12 protein-coding genes are annotated in these 13850 nt (G+C 61.9%); 5 read left to right on the top strand and 7 right to left on the bottom strand.

Going from position 1 to position 13850, the window contains the following annotated elements; genetic code table 11:
* Window positions 1-88: 88 nt before the first annotated feature.
* Window positions 89-2719: a valine--tRNA ligase gene (locus tag ACN19L_RS01545; protein ID WP_426491794.1), complete on the bottom strand. Its 2631-nt coding sequence runs from the start codon at window positions 2717-2719 to the stop codon at window positions 89-91.
* 273 nt (window positions 2720-2992) lie between these two features.
* Between ACN19L_RS01545 and ACN19L_RS01540 the strand changes: the two genes are divergently transcribed.
* The 3 genes from ACN19L_RS01540 (at window position 2993) to aat (ending at window position 5856) form a co-directional block, all read left to right on the top strand.
* Window positions 2993-3931: a carbon-nitrogen hydrolase family protein gene (locus tag ACN19L_RS01540; RefSeq protein ID WP_426491793.1), complete on the top strand. Its 939-nt coding sequence runs from the start codon at window positions 2993-2995 to the stop codon at window positions 3929-3931.
* Window positions 3932-4021: 90 nt separating this feature from the next.
* A complete protein-coding gene (locus tag ACN19L_RS01535; protein WP_426491792.1) occupies window positions 4022-5185 on the top strand; it encodes an N-acetyl sugar amidotransferase in 1164 nt (387 codons plus the stop codon).
* Entirely contained in the window at window positions 5185-5856 is a 672-nt protein-coding gene (gene aat, locus ACN19L_RS01530) for a leucyl/phenylalanyl-tRNA--protein transferase (protein ID WP_426491791.1), read from the top strand. The genes ACN19L_RS01535 and aat overlap by 1 nt, the downstream gene beginning before the upstream one ends.
* Window positions 5857-6029: 173 nt before the next feature.
* Here the strand turns inward: aat and ACN19L_RS01525 are convergent, their stop codons facing one another.
* On the bottom strand, window positions 6030-6380 hold the full coding sequence (locus ACN19L_RS01525; protein WP_125424013.1) for a 4Fe-4S dicluster domain-containing protein: 351 nt from the start codon (window positions 6378-6380) through the stop codon (window positions 6030-6032).
* A 167-nt stretch (window positions 6381-6547) separates the two neighbouring features.
* Between ACN19L_RS01525 and ACN19L_RS01520 the strand changes: the two genes are divergently transcribed.
* Window positions 6548-7573, top strand: coding sequence for an acyl-CoA reductase (locus tag ACN19L_RS01520; protein WP_426491790.1), 1026 nt, complete (start codon window positions 6548-6550; stop codon window positions 7571-7573).
* A gap of 226 nt (window positions 7574-7799) precedes the next feature.
* A complete protein-coding gene (locus ACN19L_RS01515) occupies window positions 7800-8111 on the top strand; it encodes a hypothetical protein (protein WP_426491789.1) in 312 nt (103 codons plus the stop codon).
* Between the two features lie 186 nt (window positions 8112-8297).
* Here ACN19L_RS01515 and ACN19L_RS01510 read toward each other — a convergent pair whose 3' ends face one another.
* The 5 genes from ACN19L_RS01510 to ACN19L_RS01490 form a co-directional block, all read right to left on the bottom strand.
* The gene (locus ACN19L_RS01510; protein ID WP_426491788.1) at window positions 8298-9170 is read right to left on the bottom strand and encodes a nucleoside phosphorylase; all 873 of its coding nucleotides are present in this window, start codon (window positions 9168-9170) and stop codon (window positions 8298-8300) included.
* A 192-nt stretch (window positions 9171-9362) separates the two neighbouring features.
* Window positions 9363-10316 (bottom strand): rhodanese-related sulfurtransferase, encoded by a 954-nt coding sequence (locus tag ACN19L_RS01505; protein ID WP_426491787.1) that lies wholly within the window; start codon window positions 10314-10316, stop codon window positions 9363-9365.
* Window positions 10317-10423: 107 nt separating this feature from the next.
* Entirely contained in the window at window positions 10424-11056 is a 633-nt protein-coding gene (locus ACN19L_RS01500; protein ID WP_426491786.1) for a NeuD/PglB/VioB family sugar acetyltransferase, read from the bottom strand.
* A 116-nt stretch (window positions 11057-11172) separates the two neighbouring features.
* Complete coding sequence (locus ACN19L_RS01495) at window positions 11173-12447, bottom strand: hypothetical protein (RefSeq protein ID WP_426491785.1); 1275 nt, start codon at window positions 12445-12447, stop codon at window positions 11173-11175.
* A gap of 64 nt (window positions 12448-12511) precedes the next feature.
* Complete coding sequence (locus ACN19L_RS01490; RefSeq protein ID WP_426491784.1) at window positions 12512-13789, bottom strand: DUF2851 family protein; 1278 nt, start codon at window positions 13787-13789, stop codon at window positions 12512-12514.
* Window positions 13790-13850: the final 61 nt, after the last annotated feature.

Here is a 13850-nt window from a genome sequence, read left to right as displayed (position 1 = left end):
CTTCGCGTCTCCTCGTTGAACGGTACCGGGTAAAACGGGTCGTTCTAACGGGAGACGCGAAGTGTCGCGTCTCTACACTAGGTCTGGCTTACAGCGCCGCCAGGCTCTGCTCCAGGGCGGTGATTTTGGCTTCGGCGTCAGCCAGCTTCTGCCGCTCGCGCTCTACCAGGTCGGGCTTGGCGTTGGCCACGAACTTCTCGTTGGCCAGCTTTTTCAGCACCGAGTCGCGGAAGCCCTGGGCGTATTCCAGCTCCTTAGTCAGGCGCTCCTTCTCGGCCCCAAGGTCAATCTGACCTTCCAGCGGCACGAAGAACTCCGAGCCGCCCGCCACGAAGCCCACCGAAGCCGCCGGCGCTTCCGTCACCACCGATACGTCGGTGAGGGCGGCCAGCTTGCGGATGATACCGTCGTAGTCCGTGAGCAGCTGGGCGTCGTCGGTTTTGGCGGCCAGGGTCAGGGGCTTGTTGGGGCCCAGGCCCTTCTGGTTGCGGATGGTGCGCACGCCGCCCACAATGGCCAGCGCCTTTTCCATACGGGCCAGCACCTCGGCAGCACCCGCTACGGGCTGGGCCTTAGGCCAGGCGGCCACGCACACGTACTCTTTGGGGCCGCGCTCCTGCAGCTCGTGCCAGATTTCCTCGGTGATGAAGGGCATGAACGGGTGCAGCAGCTTGAGCAGGGTTTCGAGGAAGCCGGTGGTCAGGCGCAGCGTTTCGGGGTCGATGGGGGCCTGGTAGGCGGGCTTGATCATCTCCAGGTACTCCGAGCAGAAGTCGTCCCACACCAGCTTGTACACCGTCATCAGCGCGTCGCTCATCCGGAACTTCTCGAAATGCTCGTCCAGCTCCACAATGGTGGCGTTCAGCTTGGCACCGAACCACTCCACGGCCTTGTCGTTGGGGAAGGGCAGCGCGGCATCTACCTCCCAGCCCTTAATCAGGCGGAAGGCGTTCCAGAGCTTGTTGCTGAAGTTGCGGCCCTGCTCCACCAGCTTTTCGTCGTAGAGCAAGTCGTTGCCGGCCGGGGCCGAGAACAGCATGCCGGTCCGCACGCCGTCGGCCCCGAACTGCTTGATAAGGTCCAGCGGATCGGGCGAGTTGCCGAGCTGCTTGCTCATCTTGCGGCCCTGGTTGTCGCGCACGATGCCGGTGAGGTACACGTTGCGGAAGGGCACCTCCTTGCGGTACTCCAGGCCGGCCATAATCATGCGGGCCACCCAGAAGAACAGAATGTCCGGCCCCGTCACCAGGTCGTTGGTGGGGTAGAAATAGTTGACGTCGGCGTTGTCGGGGTCCTTGAACCCGTCGAACACCGAAATCGGCCACAGCCACGACGAAAACCAGGTATCCAGCACGTCCTCGTCCTGGCGCAGGTCGGTGAGCTGCAGGTCGGCGTTGCCGCTCTGCTCACGGGCCCGGATCAGGGCTTCTTCAGCGGTGAGGGCCACCACGTAGGTGCCATCGGGCAGGTAGTAGGCCGGAATCTGCTGGCCCCACCACAGCTGCCGCGAAATACACCAGTCGCGCACGTTCTCCATCCACACCCGATAGGTGTTCTTGAACTTGGCCGGGTGCAGCTTCACGGTGTCGTTTTCCACCACGTCCAGGGCCGGCTTGGCCAGGTGCTCCATTTTCAGGAACCACTGCATGCTCAGGCGGGGCTCAATGACGGCCTTGGTGCGCTCCGAGGTCTGCACGATGCTGGCGTACTCCTCCACCTTCACCAGATGACCGGCTTCCTCCAGATCCTTTACGATGTTGCGGCGGGCGGCGAACCGGTCCTGGCCCACGTACAGCACGGCCTTCTCGTTGAGCGTGCCGTCGTTGTTGAGGATGTCGATAACGGGCAGGTTGTGCTTCACACCCAACTCGTAATCGTTCAAATCGTGGGCCGGCGTCACCTTCAGCGCGCCCGTGCCGAAGTCGATGCTCACGTACTCATCCAGAATCACCGGAATTTCCCGGCCCAGCAGCGGAATCCGCACTTTTACCCCGTGCAGGTGGGTGTAGCGCGGGTCGTTGGGGTTCACCGCCACCGCCACGTCAGCCATGATGGTTTCGGGCCGCGACGTTGCCACGGTGAGGAACTGGCCCTCCTGCCCCACTACTTCATACCGCAGGTGATACATCTTGGCCATCACGTCCTTGGGAATCACTTCCTCGTCGGACAGGGCGGTCTGGCCTTGGGGGTCCCAGTTCACCATGCGCACACCGCGGTAGATCAGGCCCTTCTGGTGCAGATCCACGAACACGCGCAAAACGGCCTCGGTCAGCTCGGGCTCCATCGTGAAGCGCGTCCGGTCCCAGTCGCAGGAAGCGCCCAGCTGCTTGAGCTGCTCCAGGATGATGCCACCGTATTTCTCTTTCCAGGCAAAGGCGTGCTCCAGAAACTGCTCCCGGGTCAGGTCCTTCTTCTCGATACCCTGCTCCTTGAGCAGCGCCACTACCTTGGCCTCGGTGGCAATGGAGGCGTGGTCGGTGCCGGGCACCCAGCAGGCTTCCTTGCCCTGCATGCGGGCCCGGCGCACCAGCACGTCCTGAATGGTGTTGTTGAGCATGTGGCCCATGTGCAGCACGCCCGTTACGTTGGGCGGCGGAATCACCACGGTGTAGGGCTTTTTGCGGGGGTTGGCCTTGGCTTTAAAGAAGCCCTGCTCCTGCCAGCGCTGGTACCATTTGGCTTCAACGTCGGCGGGGGTATAGGTTTTGGCGATGGACATCGGCGGGAAATTCTATTCAGATATGGGCGCAAAAGTAGGCAATTCGGGCGGGGGCCGGAAATCAGGGGCTCCGAAGACCTGCCGGGGAAGCCTGGCAGCGCGCAGAAACTCATTTAGCTTCCTTTCAGGCACTGCAACAGGCCCTGGCAGTTTCGTAATACCATAAACTCTATTTTTGTAGCTTAACAGTACATTGTTCTCTCCTGCCGCCCCTCCCCCGGTTCCATTGAGTTAATTTACTCCTGCTTTCTTCCTTATAGTTGATGCGTGCGCATGGCTCTTTTTTCCTTCCGTAAATCATCAACCAGTCCGGTGGCTCCGGCGGCCTCTACCCCAACTCCCCCACCTGCCGCATCCATCTTTGCCGGCTCCATCCGGGTAGGTATGGGCCAGCTGCTGGTGGAAGGCGGGGAACCGGAGCGCAACCTGGAGCGGGCCGAGCGCATGGTTGCCGAAGCCGCCAGCCATCAGTGCGACGTAGTACTGCTGCCCGAAACCCTGGACTTTGCCTGGACGCACCCCAGCGCCCTCACCGAGGCCCAACCTATTCCCGGCCCCTACTCCGACCGGCTCTGCCAGGCAGCCCGGCGCCATGGCCTCTACCTCTGCGCCGGCCTCACCGAGCGCGCCCCCGATGGCCGCAACTACAACGCCGCTATTCTCATCAACCCGCAGGGCGAAATCATCTGCAAATACCACAAAATCAACCTTCTGGAAGTAGAGCTACCGTTTTACGCGGTGGGCCGGACCCTGAACGTGGTGGAAACGCCGCTGGGGAAAATCGGAGTGAATATCTGCGCCGACAACTTCCTGGATGGATTGCCCATCGGGCATACGCTGGCCCGCATGGGGGCTGAGTTTATTCTTTCGCCCTCGTCCTGGACGGTGGACTATTCCATTACGGAGGAGCATGACCCGTACCGTGAAAAATGGGTAAAACCGTATTCCATTCTGGCTCAACTCTACAACGTATCGGTGGTGGGCACTACCTCCGTCGGGTACATCGTGGGGGGGCCCTACGAGGGCAAGAAAAGTGTGGGCTGCTCCCTGGCCGTGGATGCCACTGGTATTCGGGCGCAGGGCGTGTTCAATGAGTTTGCCGGAGATTTGGTGGTAGCCGATCTACCCCGCCCGGTACGTGCTGAGCAGGGTACCCAAATCGGGCAGATGCTGCAGCGCAAGGGCTACCCGCTCGACACGCTGCCCGCTTAATGTCTGTTGGGCCGGATTTCCACTGGCCCCGCTTTTAATCCGACCTTAATCCGACTCACTTACTTAGCAGCCGGATTTCTACTCTGCTGAATGAAACAAACGTACCGCCAGTGTACCCGCTGCATCATGGATACCACCGTACCCGGTATCCGCTTCGATGCGGCGGGCGAGTGTAATTTCTGCGCGTTGCACGATAAGATGGATCGGGCCTTTCCTCTGGGTAAGGCCGGAGCCCGGTACGTGCAGGCAATGGCAGCGGATATGAGAGAGTTGGGGCGGGGCAGGAAATATGACTGCGTACTGGGCGTGAGCGGCGGCCGGGACTCCTCGTTTACGCTTTGGTACTGCGTAGTGAAGCTGGGCCTGCGCCCCCTGGCCGTACATTTTAACGACGGCTTCGGCAACCCCGTGGCCGGCGAGAACATGACCAAGGCCTGCCGCAAACTGGGAGTAGAAATGCGCACCATCACCTCCGACTGGCGCGAATCCAAGGACCTGAAACTAGCCTTCCTGAAAGCCTCGGTGCCCGATATGGAGGAAGGCACTGATGTGGGCATTGCCACGGCCCTGTACGGCGTGGCCGCCAAAGAAGGCATCCAGCGCATTATTATCGGGCAGTCGTTCCGCACCGAGGGCATTGCCCCGCTGAGCTGGAACTACCTCGACGGCAAGTACCTGAAGGCCGTGCACAAGCAGTTCGGTACGGTGCCGCTGCGGCCGTGGAAACCCGCCGACCCGGGCTTTCACCTGGATATCAAGGAAATGTTCTACTACGCCTTCATTCGCCGCATCAAAACCGTAACGCTGCTCTACCACGTGGACTACGTGCGCGCCGACGTGGACCAGTTGCTGGAGCGGGAGCTGGATTGGGTGAACCCCGGGGCGCACTACTTCGACGACCTGTACCAGAGCGTCATCTACTACCTCAACCGCACCAAGTTCAACATCGACCGGCGGCTGTTCAACTACTCGGCCCTGGTGCGTTCCGGCCAGATGCCCCGGGAGGTGGCCCTGGAACGCGTGCAGCACGTGAATAGCATCGAAGACGAAAGGGTTATCAACCTCTGCATCAAGCGACTGGGCCTGAGCCGGCAGGAGTTCGAGCATATTGTGGCCGCGCCGCCCAAAACCTTCCGCGCCTACCCCAACAACTATGAGCTGATCCGGCTGCTGAAGTGGCCCATCAAGCTCCTGAGTCAGTTCCGGCTCATTCCCGAGTCAGCCTACGACAAGTACTTCAACTGCGGCACCTGATGCTTCTGCCCTTTCCCACCAACCCCGATACCGCCGCCGACGACTCCTTGGATGGCCTGGTGCTGGCCGGCGGGTCGGCAACGGTTGAAAATCTGGTGGCGGCTTACAGCCGCGGCATTTTTCCGTGGCCGGTGCCGGGCTGGCCGGTGCTGCCCTGGTTCTGCCCACCCCGGCGCGGCATTCTGCGGCTGGAGCGCCGGCACGTGGGCCGCACGCTGGCCCGGGTGCAGCGGCAATCCACCTGGCGCATCAGCTTCAACGAGGCGTTTGAGCAGGTGATGTACGCCTGCCGGCAGCAGCCCCGCCCCGGCCAAGACGGTACCTGGATTACGCCCCAGCTGCTGCGCGGCTACACGGCCCTGCACCACGCCGGCTACGCCCACAGCGTGGAAGTATGGGACGGCCCCGAGCTGATTGGCGGCCTCTACGGGGTTTCGGTGCGGGGCGTGTTTGCCGGCGAAAGTATGTTTCATTTTCGGCCCAACGCCTCCAAACTGGCCCTGCTGGCCCTCACCGACACCCTACTAGAACAGGGTGCGGGCCTGCTCGACATCCAGCAGCTGACGCCCCACCTGGCCGCCCTCGGGGCCGAAGAAGTGAGCCGCCCGGAGTTTCTGGCGTTGCTGGCCCAGGAGCAAGCCGCCGGCCGCACCCTCCGCTTCCCCGCCTGATTCCGCCGCAACACCAGCTGCCAGGTGCCACACGAATACTGAACAGTCGTCATCCTCCGCAAGGGCCTCACGGCACCCCAATAAAAAAAGCCCCCACTCGGGAGGCTTTCTTCGCTATAAGGCACAATCCACGAAATCCGACCCATCCGGCTTCATCCGGGAAAATCCGTGCGTTAGGCTTCCTGGTGCAGCCACTGCTTCTTGCTGAGTAGCTTGTCCTGGGATTCGCGGTAGTCGGGGTCGTCCACGCAGCAGTCAACGGGGCACACGGCGGCGCACTGGGGTTCCTCGTGGAAGCCCACGCACTCGGTGCACTTATCCGATACGATGTAGTAGTACTCGTCGGAAATGGGGGTTTGCGGAGCTACGCCCGACACCACTTTTCCTCCGTCCTGCTGCACTTCCTTCAGGCTGGTGCCATCGGCCCAGCGCCAGGCGGCGCCGCCTTCGTAAATGGCGGTGTTGGGGCATTCCGGTTCGCAGGCACCACAGTTGATGCACTCGTCGGTTATCATGATGGCCATAGCCTCGGTCGTCGTTAAAAAGTAGAAAATCGAATCAGAGAGAGTACGCAAGCCGCCGGGGGCAGGATGCGGCCGGGCAAAATTAGGGATTAGCCGTACACAGTTCAGTACTTTCGCGCCGCTGATTTTGTTTTTCTGCCTTCCGGCTTTTATTCCCGCCTGCCTTTATGCTTCACGCCGACCGCCTTGCCGCTTTTGTAGCCCTGGGCCAGCGCCTCACGGTCCTGGTTTCCGATGACCATTCCGAGGAGCTGACCGAGCTGGCCGCCCGCGCCCGCAACCAGAACCCCTGGTTCGACCGGCCCAACGTGCTGGCGTCCCTGCGCGGCATTGCCCACCTGCTGGCCGAGCCCGCCCTGAGCAATTGGGCCGCCCGCTACCCCCCGGAGCCCACTACCCCGCGCCAGATTGGGGTGGTGATGGCCGGTAATATTCCCTTAGTTGGTTTCCACGACGCGCTGTGCGTGCTGCTCGCGGGCCACGTGCTGCTGGCCAAACTCAGCAAGGACGACACGTTGCTGATGCGCTGGGTGCTGGACGAGCTCACGCGCCTGGAGCCCCGCTTCGCCGACCGGATTCAGCTGGTGGAGCGCCTGAACGCGGCCGATGCCTTCATTGCCACCGGCTCCGACAACACGGCCCGCTATTTTGAGTACTACTTCGGCAAGAGGCCGCACATCATCCGCCGCAACCGCACCAGCCTGGCCGTGCTTACCGGCCGCGAGTCGGACCACGACCTGGGGCTGCTGGGCGAGGATATTTTCCGCTACTACGGCCTGGGCTGCCGCAACGTGAGCAAACTCTATGCTCCCGCCGGCTATGATTTCACGCCCCTGCTCGATGCCCTGCAGCCCTGGCACCGCGTGCTGGAGCACAACCGCTACCAGAACAACTACGACTACAACAAGAGCATTCTGCTGGTGAACCGGGTACCCCATCTGGATTCAGGCTTCCTGCTGCTCACCGAAAGCGCCCAGCTCGTTTCTCCCATTTCGGTGCTGCACTACGCCACCTATACCAGCGAGGTGGACCTGCTCGACCAGCTCACCGACGTGGCCACGCAGACGCAGTGCCTGGTTTCGGCGGGCGGATTGTATCCGGGCAGCTTTCCCTTCGGCCGGGCCCAGCAGCCCGCCGTATCCGACTACGCCGACGGCGTGGACACCATGAATTTTCTGGCTGAGCTTTTGTAATTTAACTTTCTACAGCAAAGCACCTTAGCCAAAGACAAGCGCATACCGGCAGCATTTTAGGCACGGTTGTAGGTACACCTTATGCGGAATTGCTGCGTACACTCGTTCAGTTCCGTGCTCATTTCTGCAGCGGCAAGCCAGCCGGGACGTTCATCTGTTCTCCATTCGGCTTGCCGTATGCTTTGACGGAATTTCTCCGCTCACCGCTATAATTTCTGCTCTGACGATGATACCTGAACTCAAGCCGACCGACGCTGCCATCGAAACCATCGAGAAGGAAAGCATTCCCAGCCTGCACTTTTCGAGCGAAGATGTACTGACCGACCCTGCCGCCATTAAACGCCGCCGCCACGATGCAGAGCGGGCTGCCACGCTGGGCAACGCTTACCATGGCAAGCTGGACATCTATTTTCAAACGGCCGATGGCGCCGTAAAACGCGTGTACACCACCATTTGGGCCATGCACGAGGAATACCTGACGCTCAAGTCCGGCATTGCCCTACCCCTGCGGGCCGTACTCAGCTTCGACTTCTACTAATCACCGATTCAGGCGGATTGCGACGGGTTGATCGAATTTTGTGAACGTTTCCGTAATCCGGTCTAGACAAAAAAGAAAAACCGCTTGCCATATGGCAAGCGGTTTTTCTTTTGTCATTTATCACGCAGTAGGATTGACAGCCGGATAATCGTCTATAAAATCCGATCAATTGGCCGAAATCCGTGATTAGATGCGGTCCAGGGTTTTAACAATCAGGTCGTTTACTACCTGTTCAGAGTTGGCGGCAAACTCGCCGGTGGCGCGGTTGGCTACAATGGCGTTCAACGACAGCACCTCGTGGCCCAGCATGCGACCCAGGGCGTAGTAGCCGGCCGTCTCCATCTCGAAGTTAGTGAGGCGGAACTCGCCCTCGGCGCTCTGGTGGCGGAACTGCTGGAACTCCTGGATGAGCGTAGGCAGGCGCAAATCCAGACGCAGTACGCGGCCCTGGGGTCCGTAGAAACCGGGACAGGTGAGCGTGTTGCCCTTCACCATATCGAAGCCTAGCTGCTCGCGCAGCAAGTCGGAGCCCCGCACGCAGTACGGGCGGTACGGCAGCTGCAGGGCCTGCTGGATGCCGGTGGCTACTTCTACTTCCAGGCCGGTTTCTACCAGCGGATAAAACTGCATCAGGGAGTCCAGGCCCACGCCGTGCTCCGAGGCCAGCATGGAGCCCACCGGAATATCGGCCTGCAGGGAGCCGCTGGTACCCACCCGCACAATGCGCAGGCTGATGCGCTCCTCCAGGGGGCGCGGCTCGCGCGTCACCAGGTCCACGTTTACCAGTGCATCCAGCTCATTCATCAGAATATCAATGTTATCGGTACCCATGCCGGTGCTGATAACGCTGATGCGCTTGCCCTTGTAGTAGCCCACGTGCGTCACGAATTCGCGCTTGTGGATTTTGGTCTCTATGGAGTCGAAGTGCTGACTGACGGAGGGCACCCGCTCCGGGTCGCCCACCGTGATGATGGTTTCGGAAAGGTGGTCGGGCAGGAGGTTGAGGTGGTAGATGCTGCCGTCCTTATTCAGGATCAGTTCCGATTCGGCGATGGGCATGGCGGGGGAATTTTGGAAAAGAAAAGGTGCAATGGTACGGGAAAAAACGCAGTTGGCGCAGCCACAAAAATTTGTCATCCTGAGCGGGCCTGCATCTATTCCCCATTGAACTGGTCGTTTGCACGCGTTGCAGTTCTAACGTGAAAAGATCCTTCGCACGCTCAGGATGACAGCTATGTACTGGGCTCCACTTTACCGGGCCGGGGCGCGGTACGAGAGCAGCCCTTGCTCGGGGTTGTAGTGGTTGCTCAGCTTGGGGTAGGTGCCCGTACCGTCGTAGGGGCGCTTATCGGGGTGCTGCTGGCAGGTAGCGGAGCAGGCCCCGTCCAGCTGCTGGGCACAGGCTTCGCAGAGCGGTACGTGGGCATTGCAGTGCGGGTTGGCGCAGTTCACCATCCGGTCGGAGGGCGTGTGGCAGTGGTGGCACTGGCTGATGATGGTAGGGTTGACGCTATTTACGTCCACCGCCACCCGGCCATCAAACACGTAGCACTTGCCATCAAAATCCTCACCGCCGGCTTCCAGCCCGTATTTGATAATGCCGCCGTGCAGCTGGTACACATCCTCGAAACCCTGCTCCAGCAGGAAAGCGGAGGCCTTTTCGCACTTGATGCCGCCGGTGCAGTAGGTCAGGATTTTCTTGCCCCGGTACTGCTCCAGCTCCTGCACCTTTTCGGGGAACTCGCGGAAGTTTTCGATGTCCAGCGTAACGGCGTTTTTGAAGCGGCCCAGGCTGTGCTCGTAGTCGGAGCGCACGTCCAGCACCACTACGTCGTCCTGGTCCTTCATGGCCCGGAACTCCTGGGGCTCCAGATGGATACCGGTGCGCTCGTAGGGCTTGATGTGGGGCAGGCCCACGTGCACGATTTCCGGCTTCACGCGCACGTGCAGCTTCTGAAACGTGTTGGCCGGGGCCTCCTCTACCTTGAACTCCAGCGCGGCAAAGCGCGGATCGGCCTTCACCAGACGCATATATTCCTCACAGTCGGCCCGGCGGCCCGATACGGTGCCGTTCAGGCCTTCGGCGGCCACAATGATGCGGCCCAGCAGGTTCAGCCCCAGGCACAGCCGGTGGTGCTCCTCCCGGAACTGCTCCGGATTCTCGATGGGCGTGTAGCAGTAGTACAGTAGAACGAGGTAGTCCACTTCTTTTCGCAATTATGAGTTAGGAGTTATGAATTATGAATTGATACCCCTCACATTATGGGCGTTATCGAATCCATAATTCATAACTCCTACTTCTCAATTCATAATTAAACCTTCTGCGCGGGGTTGCCGAATACGGTTTGCCCAGCGGGCACGTCGGCCACTACCACGGAGCCGGCACCCACGCGGGCTTTGGCCCCGATTTTCACGCCCGCCACTACTACGGCTCCCGCCCCGATGAAGGCCAACTCGCCTACCTGCACCTCGGCGTTGAGGATGGCCCCGGCCCCCAGCTGGGCGTAGTCGCCTACTTCAGCCTTCACATCCACCACGGCGTTGGCCCCCAGAATGCAGCCGTCGCCGAGCTTGGCCGTGCCGGCCACCACGGCGTTGGCCCCGATGAGGTTGCCGTGACCGAGCCAGGCGTGCGGCGATACGCTGGCGCGCTGGTGAATGGCGTTGACGGGCGCTACGGTGTACTCCTCGCGCAGCATGTTGGTGAGGCTGCGGCGGCTGGCCGTGTCTTCAGTAGCCACGAATACCTCGCACTTTTTGCCCAGCAGCTTCAGCAGCTCCTTATCGTCGGTGTTGCCCATCACGGGCACATCGTTCAGCTCGGTATTCTGCAGCTCGGCTTTATCGTCGAGCAGGCAGTACACCACTACATCATTGCTCTGGAAGGCGTCGAGGGCGGCGGTGCCCACGGCCTGCGCGCCCAGGATGATTACGGGATTTTCCATCGGTAGAAAAAACGGCCGCTAGGCGGCCGGTGAGGGTTCGGAAGTAACTGCAAAGATACGGGTAGGCCCGGTAGTTTCCGGCGGATGTTTAGCAGGCCGAAAACAACGGCCCCCAGCTACAGGCCCAGCCGCCGCAGCAGGCGGGCGGCGTAGTCGTTTTGCAGGGCCAGCAACAACAGAAACGGCAGAAAGGTTACCCGGTAGCGGTTGAGCGTACCCAGGTTGGGCGTGGTGAGGCCCAGCAGCGCCGCCAGAATGCCGCAGTACAGCAGCAGGGCCAGCACCAGCGCAAAGGGTAGCTGCCCACCCCGGCCCCGCATTGCGGCCAGCAACGCCCCGGCCAGCACCAGCAGCAGGGCCAGGTTTTCCAGCCCGGCAATCAGGTACAGCACCGTGCCGCCTTCCCAGGGCCAGGGCCGCGAGAGGGTGTGAAAAATGGCGACGGGGGTATGCTGCACCACGCTTTCGGTAGTGGGGCGCAGGTCTGGGTACTCCAGGTGGGGGCGGTGGCCGGAGGTGCGCAGCAGGTCGGTGTAGTTGCGCTGGAGCTGGGAAGTGAACTTGTTGGCGCGAAACACCGGACTGACCTCACTGGCCGCCCAGGCCCCTCCGGCCAGCAGCCCCGCCAGCAGCAGCAGCTGAGCCAGACGGCTGCGGGCCGTACCCAGCCGCTGCAACACCCGAATCAGCCCCAGGCCCGCCAGCACCCCGAACAGCACTACCGCGAAGAAATAGCGCATTTTGAAATGCAGCAGACTGGCTGCCAGCAGCAGCAGCCCGATTGCCGCAACGCGGGTGGCAGGCCCGTAGCTTAACCGGATGCCCAGCGCCAGCACCAAGGCCCCGCTACCTACCAGCAGACTTTCCTTGGTGAGGCCGGAAGTCCAGTACACCACCGTGGGCCAGCCCAGAAACGCCACTATACCCGCGCCCGGCGTGGCTGCCGGCCAGCGCAGGCGCAGGCGCAGCTGCCGCACCAGCTCCCAGCCGCCCACAAAGCTGAACAGGGACAGGTACAGCCCGTTCAGCCAGGCGCTACCCAGGCTAGCCAGATTCAGCGCAGAAAGCAGCTTGATGATGAACAGCGTGTTGGAGAAGCCGTGAAATACCAGGGCCCACCCCTGCCACCGAAACTCATCCTGCCCCAGCATAATGAGCCACTGGCCCGGCGCATGCCAGAGCTGGTCCGTCATCCGGCCCGACCAGAGCATGAAATACCGGGCATCCTCGCTGATCAGCCCCACCGACAGCAGCGTAGCCAGCAGCTTTAGAGCCAGGGTAGGCAGCACCCACCGCCCCACTCCCGGCAACGCCCGCACGCGGCGCAGCCACTGCCACAGCAGCCACAGCAACCCGGCGTTCAGACTAAAGGCGAGAAGTAGTTTGACCATCAACGGGGCACGGGGTTACGCAAGGCCCAAAGGTAACGGCCCGGGCCGGCAATGCCGCATGGCGCTACTGGCGCAGCAGCCGGGCTCCAATGCCGCAGGCCAGACACCGCCGCGGTGCGCAATAGCCACGCTGCAGCGCCAGCAACCCCTGCGAGTCGGCGGCCGATTGGTTGCTGAACCCGGCGGCCTCGTAGATTTCGGTGAGGTGGTTGTGCTCGGGCGGCAGCTGCTCCAGCAGCGTTACGGCGGCTTCCACCTGCTCCGGGCTGCCCACCGACCGGGCGTAGGCCACCCGCAGCGGCACCACCAGATTGGTAATGAGCAGGTGGATGCTGCTTTTGCCCAGCGGCCCGGTTTTGCCCGGCTTGCCCGGTCGTGTGTGGCTCTGCCAGTACGCGGGCAGCGGCACCGCAAAAAACAGCTCCAAAGCCCGCACGTCCTTCGCCGTTACCAGCGCATCGAACAAGGTAGGGCGGGCGTGCAGCAGCGCCAGCAGCTGCACCAGCCGCACCGAGGGGAAGTTGGCCGGCCGCAGCCGCAGAAAGTTCCAGTCGTGCAGGGCCAGGGCGGTACCGTGCAGGCTGTATTTATGCCGCAGAAACGCAAACTCCTGCCGCAGCTGGCCGCTGTACTCGTCGGTGGGCGCATCCTCCAGAAAGCCGGCCTGCCCGAATACCAGCGCCGCCAGCTGCGTGGCATCGTGGCGGTGGCGGCGCACCAGGCTCAGGGGTAGCGCCCGGGCCAGCCGGCTCATGGGGTCGGTGTTTTTCTGGAAACCGAAAGCCGCCGCCAGCGCGTGCCAGGCCGTGGCCTCCCAGTCCTGCCCGGTGTGCCCGTGCAGGGCGCTGATGCGGTCGGCTTTCTGCTCCACCCGCTCCAGCAAGGCCCGGTCCAGCATCATGGTGCGCGTTAGTTGAGGTACCTGGGCCAGCAGCGGGGCACAGGGCAGCGCGGCCTCCGGGGGCTGACTGCTCAACCGCTCGTAGGCGGCCAGCAGCTCCGGGGCAATGCGCGGCTGCAACGCCAGGGCCGGAATGGCGGAGCCGTTGGTACGCTGCACCGGCGCATCGGCCGCGTACACTACGTGCAGGACTACCTGGTCGTACTTGGCATCTGTCTGGTGCTGGTGGCGGTGCCAGTCGGAGGCGCGGATGTGAATTTCCACGGCTCCGTTCCACTCTACTTCTCCCAGCTGCAGGCGGGCGTTCAGGAAATCGGGGCCGGCATCGGGGTTGCGGTGGCCGGGGCGGAGCACGGTTATGGGCTGGCCGTCTTCGGTCAATAAAGCCGTCTTGTCAAAATACTGGTGCTGCCAGACATAGTGCAGAAAATCTTCTTTCATCACCGGAATAGGCATAGCTGAGTTTCGCTGTAGATGCGGCCCAGCCGGGGTAATTGTAACG

Origin of the sequence: Hymenobacter sp. 102 (genome assembly GCF_049949205.1) — a bacterium.
In the GTDB taxonomy this organism is placed as follows: domain Bacteria; phylum Bacteroidota; class Bacteroidia; order Cytophagales; family Hymenobacteraceae; genus Hymenobacter.
This window is presented reverse-complemented; position numbering and strand designations above follow the sequence as displayed.

Excerpts from the sequence above, each read along its gene's own strand:
- ACN19L_RS01545 (WP_426491794.1), bottom strand. The coding sequence starts at position 2,719 with ATGTCCATCGCCAAAACCTATACCCCCGCCGACGTTGAAGCCAAATGG.
- ACN19L_RS01540 (WP_426491793.1), top strand. The coding sequence starts at position 2,993 with ATGGCTCTTTTTTCCTTCCGTAAATCATCAACCAGTCCGGTGGCTCCG.
- ACN19L_RS01535 (WP_426491792.1), top strand. The coding sequence starts at position 4,022 with ATGAAACAAACGTACCGCCAGTGTACCCGCTGCATCATGGATACCACC.
- aat (WP_426491791.1), top strand. The coding sequence starts at position 5,185 with ATGCTTCTGCCCTTTCCCACCAACCCCGATACCGCCGCCGACGACTCC.
- ACN19L_RS01525 (WP_125424013.1), bottom strand. The coding sequence starts at position 6,380 with ATGGCCATCATGATAACCGACGAGTGCATCAACTGTGGTGCCTGCGAA.
- ACN19L_RS01520 (WP_426491790.1), top strand. The coding sequence starts at position 6,548 with ATGCTTCACGCCGACCGCCTTGCCGCTTTTGTAGCCCTGGGCCAGCGC.
- ACN19L_RS01515 (WP_426491789.1), top strand. The coding sequence starts at position 7,800 with ATGATACCTGAACTCAAGCCGACCGACGCTGCCATCGAAACCATCGAG.
- ACN19L_RS01510 (WP_426491788.1), bottom strand. The coding sequence starts at position 9,170 with ATGCCCATCGCCGAATCGGAACTGATCCTGAATAAGGACGGCAGCATC.
- ACN19L_RS01500 (WP_426491786.1), bottom strand. The coding sequence starts at position 11,056 with ATGGAAAATCCCGTAATCATCCTGGGCGCGCAGGCCGTGGGCACCGCC.
- ACN19L_RS01495 (WP_426491785.1), bottom strand. The coding sequence starts at position 12,447 with ATGGTCAAACTACTTCTCGCCTTTAGTCTGAACGCCGGGTTGCTGTGG.
- ACN19L_RS01490 (WP_426491784.1), bottom strand. The coding sequence starts at position 13,789 with ATGAAAGAAGATTTTCTGCACTATGTCTGGCAGCACCAGTATTTTGAC.